Below are 13,002 nucleotides of genomic sequence, written 5' to 3'. Positions count from 1 at the left end.
GCATGATGATATACATAGTCTTCTTTATTGCAATAGTGGTGCAGCTTCAAAATGTTTCCTGGTTCCTCTAAAGCCTTGTCCATAAGGGGAATCATGATTAAACGAATCATGGCCACCTCGACTTTACTGCCCGCTTGCCAATTTTTAAATAATCGTTTATAGGTTTGTACTGACTTAAGATAAAAATCCGTAAAACCCGATGACTCTTCCGTTTCATCCCATTCTGGATCCATTACTTCCTTCGGCAGAAATCTCTTTCCATCAATCAAAGTCTTTTCAACGCTTACCTCTGTTATTAGAAAGGCTTGCAAAGCTTCGATTAATTGCCGGGTCAATATTGTTTTTTCATACATTATGGGTCTGTTCGAAAGACCTCTAATCTCTTTTGACAGAATGCAGCCTTCGATTAAATAGCGAGTTTTCACTAGCAAAATGTTTCACCTCGGTAATATTGGTGAGTATCATTCTACTTGAAAAACATGGTAGAAACTATCTTTTTTATGATTAAATACCTAAATAAATTCAATTTATTAGCATTTTTGTTTTGAATCCCCTTAATATAATAAGTCTTTTTACTCAAATCCGAACACTCATAAAATCAGGTTAAAGTTCATCTAGCACACAAAAAAAGACCAAGCTTAATTGCCTGGATCTTTTTTGTGAAAAGTTTATTCTTCCGTATCTTTTTCAGTTTTTTCATTTTCTTCACTTACAGCAGGTTCAGAATCAGAATCTGGAGTCGTGACCGTTTCTATTTCCATGTCTTTTTCTTCTTCTTCTTCTTCTCTTCCTACGATGGCTACCGTCGAAACATATTCATTATCAGCGGATTCGAGTCGGATGAGCTTAACACCCTGAGTATTACGGCCCGTTTTAGAAATGCCTTCGACTTCCATTCGGATCAATACACCAGCTGCTGTAATAAGCATCAAATCTTCATCTACACCCGTAACTGTTTTCACGGCTATAAGTTCACCATTCTTCTCAGTGACATTACATGTTTTTATTCCTTTTCCTCCACGGCTTTGAATACGGTATTCTTCCGCTGAGGTCCGTTTTCCATAACCGTTTTTCGTAACGATCAGGACTTCTTCATCATCTTCAAGAATTTCCATTCCGACAACTTCATCATTCGTCCCTAAGGAAATCCCTTTCACTCCCGCTGCAGTACGCCCCATTGTCCGTACATCCGTCTCAGGGAAACGAATCATCATCCCGGACTTCGTTCCAATTATGATCTGTTTCTCTCCATTCGTAAGACGGACAGAAATTAATTCATCATCTTCACGTAAACCTAGGGCAATTAAACCATTATTACGGATATTTGCAAAAGAAGACAAAGGTGTACGCTTAGATACCCCATGTCTGGTCGTGAAGAATAAATACCAATCGTCAGCAAATTCCTTCACAGGTATGATTGCGTTGACCCACTCGCCCTTGTCGACTTCCAACAAGTTGATAAGCGGCAATCCTTTTGCCGTCCTACCAAATTCAGGTATTTCATATCCTTTGGAACGATAGACTTTACCTTTGTTGGTGAAGAATAATAGAGTGTCATGAGTCGATGTGGTTAACAAGTGACCGACAAAGTCATCTGTATTCGTTCCCATACCCTGTATTCCGCGCCCCCCGCGTTTTTGACTGCGGTATGTGGTTGCAGGCAAGCGTTTAATATAACCGTTATGCGTAAGTGTCACGATTATATTTTCCTCTGGGATTAAATCTTCATCTTCCAGGCTTTCAAAGCCGGCCAGTGTGATTTCAGTTCTCCGTTTATCATCAAAGCGCTCTTTAATTTCAAGAAGCTCTTCACGGATAATTTCAAGAACCTTTTCCTCATCAGCAAGAATTGCTTTATATTCTGCAATTATAGCCATTAATGCCTGATATTCATCTTCAATTTTTTCACGTTCCAGACCTGTCAAGCGTTGTAAACGCATATCCAGGATAGCTTGCGCCTGTTTTTCGGAAAGTGAGAATTGTGTCATTAAGCCTTCACGGGCAATGTCCGTCGTTTGGGAACTGCGGATCAAAGTAATGACTGCGTCCAAATTATCAAGTGCAATGCGCAAACCTTCTAAAATATGTGCGCGCGCTTCCGCTTTCCGTAAATCAAATTCAGTCCTGCGCCGTATGACTACCTGCTGATGCTCCAAGTAGTAGCGCAGGCATTGTTTTAAATTAAGCACTTTAGGCTGACCGTCCACCAAAGCGAGCAGATTGATTCCGAAGGTGGTCTGCATCGCGGTATGCTTATAGAGGTTGTTTAAAAGGACATTTGCATTAACATCCTTTCGAAGCTCCATGACAATCCGCATGCCATTGCGATCCGATTCATCCCGTAAGTCGGTAATGCCTTCGATTTTCTTATCTCGAGCAAGTTCGGCAATTTTTTCAATCAATCTTGCTTTATTCACTTGATAAGGGATTTCCTTAACAAGGATTACTTGTTTACCATTGGGTTTCTCTTCAATCTCGACTTTCGCACGTTGAATGATTGACCCTTTTCCAGTTTCATAGGCCTTTCTGATTCCACTTCTCCCTAAAATCAAACCTGCTGTCGGAAAGTCCGGACCAGGAATATATTCCATCAACTCAGGAATTGTAATTTCGGGATTCTTGCTTAAAGCCAGTACGCCGTCAATTACTTCACCTAATTGATGTGGTGGAATATTGGTTGCCATCCCTACCGCTATACCTGATGAACCATTCACTAACAAGTTCGGGAAACGGGCAGGCATAACCGCTGGTTCTCTTTCCGAACCATCGTAGTTATCCTGGAAATTGACCGTATCTTTATTTAAATCCCGGAGTAGCTCCATCGAGATTTTTGACATTCTCGCTTCTGTATACCTCATTGCGGCAGCTTGGTCACCATCGACTGAACCGAAATTCCCATGACCATCTACAAGCATATAGCGATAGTTAAAAGGTTGAGCCATCCGTACCATCGTTTCATATACAGCCGAATCACCATGCGGGTGATATTTACCGATTACTTCCCCGACAATACGGGCTGATTTCTTAAATGGTTTATCCGAAGTCATTCCAAGATCGTTCATTGCATAAAGGATTCTTCGGTGTACCGGTTTCAAACCGTCCCTTACATCAGGCAAAGCCCGCGACACGATAACGCTCATCGCATAATCCAAAAACGATGTCCGCATCTCGGTACTTATATTTATTTCTTTAACACCTGATCTTTCATTTTCTGACATGGAGCCAACCTCCTATTAAAAGCTTATACTCTCATCTAAAATTTAACTGTTCGTGCACTATTTAAAGAACAGGATGTAAAAAGCATCCTGTCAAAAATCAGATATCAAGATTTTTTACATAAATTGCATTTTCTTCAATGAAGTTACGTCGCGGTTCCACCTTGTCGCCCATCAACATCTCGAAAGTTTCATCTGCCTCGGCAGCATCTTTCAAACTGACTTGAAGCAACGTTCTCGTTTCAGGGTTCATGGTCGTTTCCCACAATTGCTCTGGGTTCATTTCCCCCAGCCCTTTATAACGCTGCAGGTTAGGCTTAGGAGTACTTGGCAAACTCGCCATGATTTCATCAAGCTCGCGGTCATTATAAGCATAATCTACTTTTTTCCCTTGTTGGATCTTGAAAAGTGGCGGCTGAGCAATATATATATATCCATACTCGATAATTTTTCGCATATACCGGTAGAAGAATGTCAACATCAGTGTCCTGATATGGGCACCATCCACATCGGCATCGGTCATGATGACAATCTTATGGTATCTAGCTTTTTCAATATTGAATTCATCACCAATTCCTGTTCCGAGTGCTGTGATGATCGTCCCTATTTCTTCATTATGCAGGATTCTGTCCAATCGCGCCTTTTCAACATTCAGGATTTTACCCCTTAGCGGTAAAATGGCTTGGAAATGGCGGTCCCGTCCTTGTTTCGCCGAGCCTCCCGCCGAGTTTCCTTCAACGATGTACAATTCACTGATACCCGGGTCCTTGGAAGAACAATCCGCCAATTTCCCCGGAAGATTGGATACTTCCAAAGCACTTTTCCTTCGGGTCAACTCACGTGCTTTCTTCGCTGCCATACGGGCTCTCGCTGCCATTTGCCCTTTATCTACAATTTTCCGGGCCACTGCAGGATTTTCATATAAGAAGGCATCAAGCCTTTCCGAAAGAATGGAATCAGTAACCGTTCTTACTTCAGAGTTTCCGAGTTTGGTTTTCGTCTGACCTTCAAATTGTGGATCAGGATGCTTAATCGAAATGATTGCCGTTAAACCTTCCCGCACATCCTCACCAGAAAAATTGGAATCCGCTTCTTTTAAGAGACCACTTTTCCGTGCATAATCATTGATGACACGGGTCAAGGCAGTCTTGAATCCTGACTCATGCGTACCACCTTCATAGGTGTGGATATTATTGGCAAAGGAGAAGACATTACTGATATAGCTGTCATTATATTGCAATGCCAATTCAACGGAAATTCCATCTTTCTCGCCTTCCATGAAAATGGGTTCCTCATGCAATACCTCTTTAGAACGGTTCAAATGCTCAACATAAGATTTAATGCCGCCCTCATAGTGGAAATCCCTGATTTTCTCTTCTTCCCCACGTTTATCTTCAATGATCAGCTTTAAGCCTTTATTCAGGAATGCAAGCTCACGGATTCGTGTGGCTAATGTATCGAAATCATATTCCAGGGTTTCAGTGAAAATTTCACCATCAGGAATGAAGTGTATAGTCGTTCCTGTATGATCAGTTTCCCCGATGATTTTCAAATCTTCTTTAGGGATACCGCGGTTAAATTGCTGATAATGGACTTTTCCTTCACGATGAACATAAACTTCCAATACTGTGGATAGGGCATTAACTACTGAAGCCCCAACACCATGCAGACCACCGGAAACCTTGTAGCCCCCGCCGCCAAATTTACCGCCCGCATGAAGGACTGTCATGATCACTTCAACTGCTGGCCGTCCCATTTTTTCATGGATGCCGACTGGAATTCCCCGACCATTATCGACTACCGTTATGCTATTGTCTTCTTCGATCGTCACTTTGATTTCCGTACAGAAACCAGCTAGCGCTTCATCAATACTATTATCGACAATTTCCCAAACAAGATGGTGAAGTCCTTTTGCAGAGGTAGAGCCGATATACATCCCCGGACGTTTACGAACTGCTTCTAAGCCTTCTAAAACCTGTATCTGATTCTCATCGTATGCCTGAGCTTGTACTTCTTTTTGTTCCATTGTCATTCGAATCACCTACACTTTTCTTTTGGCATTTATCAATTTTCAGGAGAATTTATAACGTTTAGCTACAATTCAAAGAATATCTATATCATCGATTAAGAGCGATGACTGCAGTGAACGCTTTTTCAAAGTGGACGACGCAAGCGGTGAATAATATACCTGTTTGTCCGTCACTACAATCGATTTAACCGAGTTTTTTGCTAAATGGTAAGTTACATCAGACTTTTTCTCCAAAAATTCACTCATGATTGGAGAGGCCTGAAGAAGTTTCTTATCTAAAATGGCTATGACATCATCCGTTTTCACAAGAATGTCTTCACCAATATGGAGATACATACATTCACCTCATCATTTAACCTTTTTTATACTTCCTTGACTCACATAAAAGGTGGACGCTTCTCTTAGGGTTTGATGATCGATTCCATCAACGGAGGGTGTCGTCACAAATGTCTGCACTTTCCCTTGTATCGTATTCAGTAAATGGGATTGACGGAAATCGTCAAGTTCCGATAACACATCATCCAATAATAAAATGGGATACTCGCCGATCTCTTCATGGATCAGCTCAATTTCGGCAAGTTTCAAAGACAGGGCAGTCGTACGCTGTTGTCCTTGTGAACCATAGGTCTGGACATCGCGGTCATTCACAAAAAAAACCAGGTCGTCACGATGAGGACCTACCAATGTTACACCCCGTTCAATCTCCCTTGTTTTTATTTTATCAAATTTTTCTGTGTATACTTCTATCATTTTCGTCAAATCCATAGATTCTGATACATCAAGCGACGGTTTATATTGGATTTTCAATACTTCTAGATTTCTGGAGATCCCCGAATGAATCGGCTCTGCCCATTGCTGGAGCTTTAAAAGAAACTCGTATCTTCTTTCGACAATTTTCGCTGCATACTGAATAAATTGATCAGTCAGCACGTCAAGCATCGTCGTATCCGTTTGTTTCCGGGTCTGCAGAAGCTTTAAGTAATGATTTCTTTGTTGAAGTATTTTATGATATTGGCTCATATCATGAAGGTATACGGGAGAAACCTGGCCAATTTCCATATCTATAAAACGGCGTCTGACTAGAGGACTTCCCTTTACAAGGTTAAGATCCTCAGGCGCAAACATGACCACATTCATATTTCCGACATATTGACTCAACTTTCTTTGTTCAATATGGTTGCACTTCGCCTTTTTCCCTTTTTTTGAAATGGTCAGCTCAAGTGGTATTGAGGTATTTCTCTTTCTAACTCTTCCTTCTATTTTAGCATACTCTTCATCCCAGCGAATAAGTTCTTTATCATTTGAGGTCCGATGGGATTTTGCCATGGCTAAAACAAAAATGGATTCCATGACATTTGTTTTTCCTTGAGCATTTTCGCCGAGGATTACATTGACTTTATTCTCAAAAGTCAGATTCAATTCGGTATAGTTGCGGTAATTTTTCAAACTTATATTTTCAATATACATATTCCGCTCTTCCCTTATGTTTTAGCTTGTAATTGTGTAGGTGCCAAATCCAGGAATCTCTATTTTATCACCTGATCTTAATTTTCTGCCCCTTCTCACGTCTAATTCGCCATTAATGTAAACCTCATATTCACTTAAGAACCATTTCGCCATTCCGCCGCTTTGAATCAAATCGGCCAGTTTCAGGAATTGTCCAAGCGTAATATATTCGGTATTGATTTTTATGGAGTCCATTTCATGCCTCACTCATTTCTAAGTAGTCTTTAATATTTCATTTTACTAAATTAATCCCATTAAGACAAAGTATAGCTTTTTCAGTTCTTATTTTTAGCGATTCAGCGTTCCGTACAGCATTGAAAAAATGCTAAAAACCCTTTGGAAACCTATATTTAAATATAAAAAAATTAAAGACCTGCTATACAAGCCTTTAATTTTTTTGAAATATTATTTTAGCTTAATAAGTCCTTACCGGAAGAATTAATTGCAGCATGGAATCATCATGTAGCGGGCGAATGACAAACGGACGCATTGCACCTGTGAAATTAATTTTTATATCGGAACCTTCCAATGCTTTTAGAGCATCCATTACAAATTTGGCACTGAATGAGATTTTCAGGTCTTCACCTTCAATGGCTTCTGCCTGAACCTCTTCAATTACTTTACCAATTTCAGGAGTGTTGGAAGAGACTTCGATTATACGGCCTTCCAGGGTTGTCAATTTGACAACATTATTTCTTCCTTCTCTCGCCAATAAAGAAGCCCTGTCGATCGCTTGGAGAAAATCTTTAGTGTGAACAGTCACGTCCGTTTTGCTATCAGATGGAATCAAGCGTGATGTATCGGGATAATTCCCTTCAAGCAGTCTTGAGAAGAATAATAAATTTTCAGCTTTGAAAAGTACTTGGTTTTCGGTAATGACGATTTCGATGAGTTCGTTCGTATCATCAAGGATCTTACTTAACTCATTCAGACTTTTACCTGGGATTACAACACTATAGGTCCCGTTAATTTTATTTTCTATTTTGGCTGTTCTCATTGCAAGCCTATGACTATCTGTTGCAATACAGGTCAATTCGTCATCTTGAACCTTCAAGTTTACACCTGTTAAGATGGGCCGTGTTTCTGACGTGGACACTGCAAAGCCAGTTTGGCGGATAAGGGTCTTCAAAAGGTCCGTTGGAAGTTTGAAAATATTTTCTTCTTCAATGATCGGAAGATGCGGATATTCCTCAGGATCCAGTCCATTTAGATTAAATTCAGCTTTACCTGAGCGAATAATCGTTTGAAAGTTATTCTCCACTTCAATTTCTACAGTATCCATCGGTAGCTTTTTGACAATTTCACTGAAAAAACGAGCATTAAGGACAATACCGCCGCTAGTTTTAACTTCAACAATCTCATCTCCGTCAACCTCAGCAGGGATGAATGATTGGATGGAGATATCTGAATCACTTCCTGTCAGAGTGACACCCTCACTAGTGACGCTTATTTTTATCCCCGTTAGAATCGGAATCGTCGTCCTTGATGTGACTGCTTTCATTACTTCTTGGACACTATGAACTAATCGATCTCTTTGGATTATAAATCTCATGTTTCATCCTCCAATTTTTTTATTGCCGAATAGGCATATATATTAATAATTTTTATTAAAAAAGATAGTAGTAATAGTAGTAGGGCCTGTTGATATGTGGATAAGTCCACTCAACCTAAGGAAAAACAGTCTATCCACATGTGGACAGACTGTGTGTAAGTAGTCGTCAGTTATTCACATTATCCAGAATCTATTATACCCTCAGCTGGTCCTGGATTTCTTTAACCTGACGTTGAAGCTGGGTATCCGTTTGCATGAGTTTGGAGATTTTTTCATGCGCATGGATAACGGTCGTATGATCGCGACCTCCAAATTCATCACCTATCTTGGGCAGGGATGAGTCCGTTAACTCCCTGGAAAGATACATGGCAATCTGTCTTGGAAAGGCTACGGATTTAGTCCGCTTTTTCGCCTTGAAATCCTCAAGTTTGACACTATAATGTTCACCGACCGTCTTCTGGATTTCCAAAATGGTGATTATTTTAGGTTTGGAGCTAGGGATGATGTCTTTTAATGCTTCAGCTGCCAAATCGGCATTTATATCTTTATTGATCAACGAAGAATAGGCGACGACACGAATAAGTGCACCCTCCAGCTCACGAATATTGGAATCGATTTGGTTGGCAATATAGAGCATGACTTCATTCGGGATATCAAGGCCCTCAGCTTTTGCCTTTTTACGCAATATGGCAATCCGCGTTTCCAGATCAGGAGGTGTGATATCCGTGATCAAGCCCCACTCAAACCTTGAACGGAGGCGATCCTCGAGTGTAGGTATCTCTTTTGGCGGGCGGTCACTCGAGATGACAATCTGTTTGCTTTCTTCATGCAACGCATTGAATGTATGGAAAAACTCTTCTTGGGTTTGTTCTTTTCCCGCAAGGAATTGAATATCATCAATTAATAAAACATCCACGCTTCGATATCTATCACGGAATTCCCCAGCTTTATTGTCCCGGATCGAGTTGATGAATTCATTCGTGAACTTTTCAGACGATAAATAAACGACCTTTGCATTCGGATTATGCTCAAGAACATAATGCCCGATTGCATGCATTAAATGAGTTTTTCCAAGACCTACGCCCCCGTATATGAATAAGGGATTATAGGCTTTGGCAGGAGCTTCTGCGACAGCGAGAGACGCGGCATGGGCAAAACGATTGCCGGAGCCGATGACAAATGTATCGAAGGTATTTTTCGCATTCAGCATATGCTGTGGAAATGCAGCATGCTCTTTGTCCTGTTTTTTTATCTTTTTAGGCTGAACAGGAACGGTGAAATCATCATCTTCTTGATTAGGGGGAATGATGAATTTTGCTTCCAATTCCTCACCGGTAAGTTCAAACAATACATCGGAAATAAGATGGGAATAGCGTTCTTCAAGCCAATCCCTGGCAAATTCATTGGGGGCGGTGACTGTTAAGGTATCACCTTGCAGTAAATAAGCCTTGGTTGATTTAAGCCAAGTTTCAAAGCTTGGTTTACTGATTTTTTTTTCGATTTTTCCGAGCGCCTGGTTCCAGAGGCTATCGATGTTATCCAAACTTATCCCTCCTTTGCAAAAAAATTTTAATAATTGTATCTAAATGTATAGGCACAAATAAACTCATCGATTGCCGTCTTGATATTAATTTTGACAGCAAAGGTTCGGTGAGCTGTATAAGGGATTTTGTGTTGTGTTACGTAAAGTGCCTAAAAAACTATATCTTGCGCTGTACAACTTTTGTACAGACTACATCTGGTAAGCCAGTGCAGATTTGAATGTTTATTCATCAACAGGCATTTTAAGAATTATATAATAAAGAAGAAAAAAGGGTTTTCGACAATATCCACCATCTGTGGACAGATTAATATACACAGGTCGAATAAACTATCCACAAGTTATACACAGTCTGTGGATAAACGTCCCCTGTTGATAAAGTTATTCAGAGTGAAAACACAAATATAATATCAGAAAATCAGGCGTCTTGCAATGGGTTAGAAAACTTTATCCACAACTTACCGAGCTTGTGGGAAAAACTTTTCCACAGGCCATTGTTATGTGCAAAAGTCTATAAAATGGTTTGTGGATAGAAAAAAACATGTCGAATTTTATCCACAGACCGTGATTACAGGCTCGAATTAATTAACTTGAACCAAGTTGTTCAAGCCGGAAGACCTGCATGAGACAGATTGAAAGTGATTCAGGTTCATACTTAGTTATTTGTCGAATGTTGTGTCGATCGAGGAATGATTCAATGCGAATTTCATATTTGAGCTCATCGATAAAATGATGGAAATTTTCCTTTCCCCAAAAATTTCTATATCAGTTCGGAGCAAAATCATTTACAATAGGCTAGGTAGTAAAAAAAGGCCTACTGGACATTGAGCATTAAAATGAAATATTTTTATGGATGAGGTTGACAAGTAGAAACCTCCATCTATATAATTGTAAAGACTGTCTTTAACTGTTATTCCTCAGGGAGGTGTCATATAATGAAAAGAACTTATCAACCGAATAACCGCAAACATAGTAAAGTTCACGGTTTCCGTGCACGTATGAGCACGAAAAACGGACGTAGAGTAATCGCTGCACGTCGCCGTAAGGGCAGAAAAGTATTATCTGCATAGACCACTGAAAAGTCTCAGTGGTCTTTTTTCGCAAAATAAGGGATTTACTGAGACTCAATTCATGTAATGAAGGTGTAAAAATGAAAAAAAAGTTAAGGATTAAGAAAGAGGACGAATTTCAGCTTGTGTTTAAAAAAGGTGAATCTTCTGCTAATCGGCAATTCGTTGTCTATGTCCTTGAAAAGCCGGGTCAGGATTATTTTCGGATCGGCCTTTCAGTCAGTAAAAAAATCGGGAACGCCGTGGTTAGGAACCAAATCAAAAGATACATACGGCAAGCGTTTTTGGAATTGAAAGAAGATATAGAAGAGGGTAAGGATTATATTGTGATTGCTCGAAAGCCAGCGGCGGAGATGGACTTTTTCCAGGTGAAAAGCAGCTTGATCCATGTCCTGAAACGTTCTAAATCATTAAACTTTAAAAAGAAAAAACAATAAAGCCCCCTTATATCGAATAAGCACTCCCCGGATCATGTGGTTACTTGAGAAAGATGACATAGAAAATTCCGATTGTAAGCTGTGGAAAAAAGTGGATTGCTTTTCCTTGAAATCTTCTAATAAACAGTTCACAATTGTTTCAAAAAAGATTGATTGCAGTTAGGAGGAAATTACGGTTGAAAAAACGAATATTACTCATTATTGGACTAGCCTCGATAATGATGTTGTTAGCAGGGTGTACGGAAATTAAAGAACCTATTACAGCGGAGAGTGAAGGTTTTTGGAATTCATACATTGTCTATCCATTATCAGCCCTGATCATTTGGCTTTCTGAAGCATTTGGCGAGAACTATGGTTTGGGAATCATCGGTGTTACACTTATCATTCGCTTAGCATTACTCCCATTAATGATCAAACAGGTGAAAAGCTCGAAAGCAATGCAGGCCATTCAGCCTGAGATGAAAGAACTTCAAGCAAAATACAGCTCAAAAGATGCTGCCACACAACAAAAACTACAGCAAGAAACAATGGCTCTATTTTCAAAATATAATGTGAATCCATTGGCGGGATGTTTGCCGATATTGGTGCAAATGCCGATTTTGATCGGATTTTACCATGCAATCAGCCGTACGGAAGAAATTGCTTTACATAGTTTTCTTTGGTTTGATTTAGGTTCACCGGATCCTTATTATATTTTACCGGTCGTTGCAGGTATCACGACTTTTATTCAGCAAAAGATGTCCATGGCTGGAATGAACTCCAATCCACAAATGGCGGCACAAATGACCATGATGCTTTACATCATGCCAATCATGATTGTTGTTTTTGCTATTAATTTCCCCGCTGCTCTTTCTCTTTACTGGGTAGTTGGTAACCTTTTTGGTATCGTTCAAACATATTTCATCAAAGGTCCGGATCTTAGAAAAGCAGCTGCGGAAAACGCGGGAGGGGCAAAGAAAAAGTGAAAAAGGTAACTGCTACAGGACAATCTGTCGAAGAAGCAGTAAATTTAGCTTTAGCTCAACTGAACAGCACTAAAGATCGCGTGGAGATAGAAATAGAAGATGAGGGCAAAAAAGGATTTTTTGGTTTATTTGGTGCAAGGAAGGCCATTGTCCATGTGACATTGCCTGCAGATCCCATTGAAGAGGCACTTGGATTTTTGAAGAAAGTCAGCGTGGAGATGGGAGTCGATGCACAAATTGATGTCACCCGTAAAGGGAAGAACGTAACTTTCCATTTATCAGGTGATAAAATTGCATTATTGATTGGAAAAAGGGGTCAAACACTAAATTCACTTCAGTATTTAGCGCAGCTTGTTGCAAATCGGTATTCGAAGCAGTATTTGAATATTACTGTAGATGCAGAAGATTATCGAAATCGCCGCAATGACACCTTAATCCAATTGGCTGAAAGAATGGCAAATAAAGCCATGAAAACAGGTAAGGCTGTTTCACTCGAGCCGATGCCATCTTATGAACGTAAGGTCATCCATAATGCCCTCTTGGATTATCCAAAAATAAAAACAACTTCAAGTGGGACTGAGCCATATCGCCACTTGGTCATTACTCCACTTAAATGAACCTTCTGCTTTTTAAGCAGGGGTTCTTTTTTTAGGCCATGAAATCGTTGTGTCGAAGATTTTTTTTCAAA

Annotated in this window: 11 protein-coding genes and 1 pseudogene; 4 read left to right on the top strand and 8 right to left on the bottom strand. The window is 40.0% G+C overall.

Annotated features, from left to right (window positions below; all coding sequences use genetic code 11):
- The 8 genes and pseudogenes from ACFVSH_RS09585 to dnaA all read right to left on the bottom strand — a co-directional run.
- A pseudogene (locus ACFVSH_RS09585) lies at positions 1 to 431 on the bottom strand (HD-GYP domain-containing protein); the annotation flags it as partial.
- A 237-nt stretch (positions 432 to 668) separates the two neighbouring features.
- Positions 669 to 3,218, bottom strand: a complete 2,550-nt coding sequence (gyrA, locus tag ACFVSH_RS09580) for a DNA gyrase subunit A (RefSeq protein WP_387604965.1) — start codon at positions 3,216 to 3,218, stop codon at positions 669 to 671.
- A 97-nt stretch (positions 3,219 to 3,315) separates the two neighbouring features.
- Positions 3,316 to 5,241: a DNA topoisomerase (ATP-hydrolyzing) subunit B gene (gyrB, locus tag ACFVSH_RS09575; RefSeq protein WP_387604972.1), complete on the bottom strand. Its 1,926-nt coding sequence runs from the start codon at positions 5,239 to 5,241 to the stop codon at positions 3,316 to 3,318.
- Positions 5,242 to 5,316: 75 nt separating this feature from the next.
- Positions 5,317 to 5,580 carry an extracellular matrix regulator RemB gene (gene remB / locus ACFVSH_RS09570; RefSeq protein WP_098370330.1) on the bottom strand — a complete coding sequence of 88 codons (264 nt, stop codon included), beginning with the start codon at positions 5,578 to 5,580 and terminating at the stop codon, positions 5,317 to 5,319.
- A 12-nt stretch (positions 5,581 to 5,592) separates the two neighbouring features.
- Positions 5,593 to 6,711, bottom strand: a complete 1,119-nt coding sequence (recF, locus tag ACFVSH_RS09565) for a DNA replication/repair protein RecF (RefSeq protein ID WP_048687943.1) — start codon at positions 6,709 to 6,711, stop codon at positions 5,593 to 5,595.
- Positions 6,712 to 6,732: 21 nt separating this feature from the next.
- Entirely contained in the window at positions 6,733 to 6,945 is a 213-nt protein-coding gene (gene yaaA / locus ACFVSH_RS09560; RefSeq protein WP_034316192.1) for a S4 domain-containing protein YaaA, read from the bottom strand.
- A gap of 220 nt (positions 6,946 to 7,165) precedes the next feature.
- Complete coding sequence (gene dnaN, locus ACFVSH_RS09555; RefSeq protein ID WP_192207379.1) at positions 7,166 to 8,302, bottom strand: DNA polymerase III subunit beta; 1,137 nt, start codon at positions 8,300 to 8,302, stop codon at positions 7,166 to 7,168.
- 193 nt (positions 8,303 to 8,495) lie between these two features.
- The gene (dnaA, locus tag ACFVSH_RS09550) at positions 8,496 to 9,845 is read right to left on the bottom strand and encodes a chromosomal replication initiator protein DnaA (RefSeq protein WP_057914144.1); all 1,350 of its coding nucleotides are present in this window, start codon (positions 9,843 to 9,845) and stop codon (positions 8,496 to 8,498) included.
- Positions 9,846 to 10,777: 932 nt separating this feature from the next.
- On the opposite strand from dnaA, the gene rpmH reads away from it, so the two are divergent.
- From rpmH to jag, 4 genes are all read left to right on the top strand, one after another.
- Positions 10,778 to 10,912, top strand: coding sequence for a 50S ribosomal protein L34 (gene rpmH / locus ACFVSH_RS09545; RefSeq protein ID WP_034316183.1), 135 nt, complete (start codon positions 10,778 to 10,780; stop codon positions 10,910 to 10,912).
- A gap of 80 nt (positions 10,913 to 10,992) precedes the next feature.
- Positions 10,993 to 11,349: a ribonuclease P protein component gene (rnpA, locus tag ACFVSH_RS09540; protein WP_076368512.1), complete on the top strand. Its 357-nt coding sequence runs from the start codon at positions 10,993 to 10,995 to the stop codon at positions 11,347 to 11,349.
- A 176-nt stretch (positions 11,350 to 11,525) separates the two neighbouring features.
- Positions 11,526 to 12,314 (top strand): YidC family membrane integrase SpoIIIJ, encoded by a 789-nt coding sequence (gene spoIIIJ / locus ACFVSH_RS09535; RefSeq protein WP_076368511.1) that lies wholly within the window; start codon positions 11,526 to 11,528, stop codon positions 12,312 to 12,314.
- The gene (gene jag, locus ACFVSH_RS09530) at positions 12,311 to 12,931 is read left to right on the top strand and encodes an RNA-binding cell elongation regulator Jag/EloR (RefSeq protein WP_387604966.1); all 621 of its coding nucleotides are present in this window, start codon (positions 12,311 to 12,313) and stop codon (positions 12,929 to 12,931) included. The genes spoIIIJ and jag overlap by 4 nt, the downstream gene beginning before the upstream one ends.
- Positions 12,932 to 13,002: the final 71 nt, after the last annotated feature.

It is taken from the genome of Peribacillus sp. NPDC058002 (genome assembly GCF_042886655.1).
Taxonomy (GTDB): domain Bacteria; phylum Bacillota; class Bacilli; order Bacillales; family DSM-1321; genus Peribacillus; species Peribacillus aracenensis.
Note: the sequence above shows the minus strand (reverse complement) of the source record. Positions and strands in the feature narration are given on the sequence as shown.

Coding starts and splice junctions, on each gene's coding strand:
- gyrA (WP_387604965.1), bottom strand. CDS start 3,218: ATGTCAGAAAATGAAAGATCAGGTGTTAAAGAAATAAATATAAGTACC.
- gyrB (WP_387604972.1), bottom strand. CDS start 5,241: ATGGAACAAAAAGAAGTACAAGCTCAGGCATACGATGAGAATCAGATA.
- remB (WP_098370330.1), bottom strand. CDS start 5,580: ATGTATCTCCATATTGGTGAAGACATTCTTGTGAAAACGGATGATGTC.
- recF (WP_048687943.1), bottom strand. CDS start 6,711: ATGTATATTGAAAATATAAGTTTGAAAAATTACCGCAACTATACCGAA.
- yaaA (WP_034316192.1), bottom strand. CDS start 6,945: ATGGACTCCATAAAAATCAATACCGAATATATTACGCTTGGACAATTC.
- dnaN (WP_192207379.1), bottom strand. CDS start 8,302: ATGAGATTTATAATCCAAAGAGATCGATTAGTTCATAGTGTCCAAGAA.
- rpmH (WP_034316183.1), top strand. CDS start 10,778: ATGAAAAGAACTTATCAACCGAATAACCGCAAACATAGTAAAGTTCAC.
- rnpA (WP_076368512.1), top strand. CDS start 10,993: ATGAAAAAAAAGTTAAGGATTAAGAAAGAGGACGAATTTCAGCTTGTG.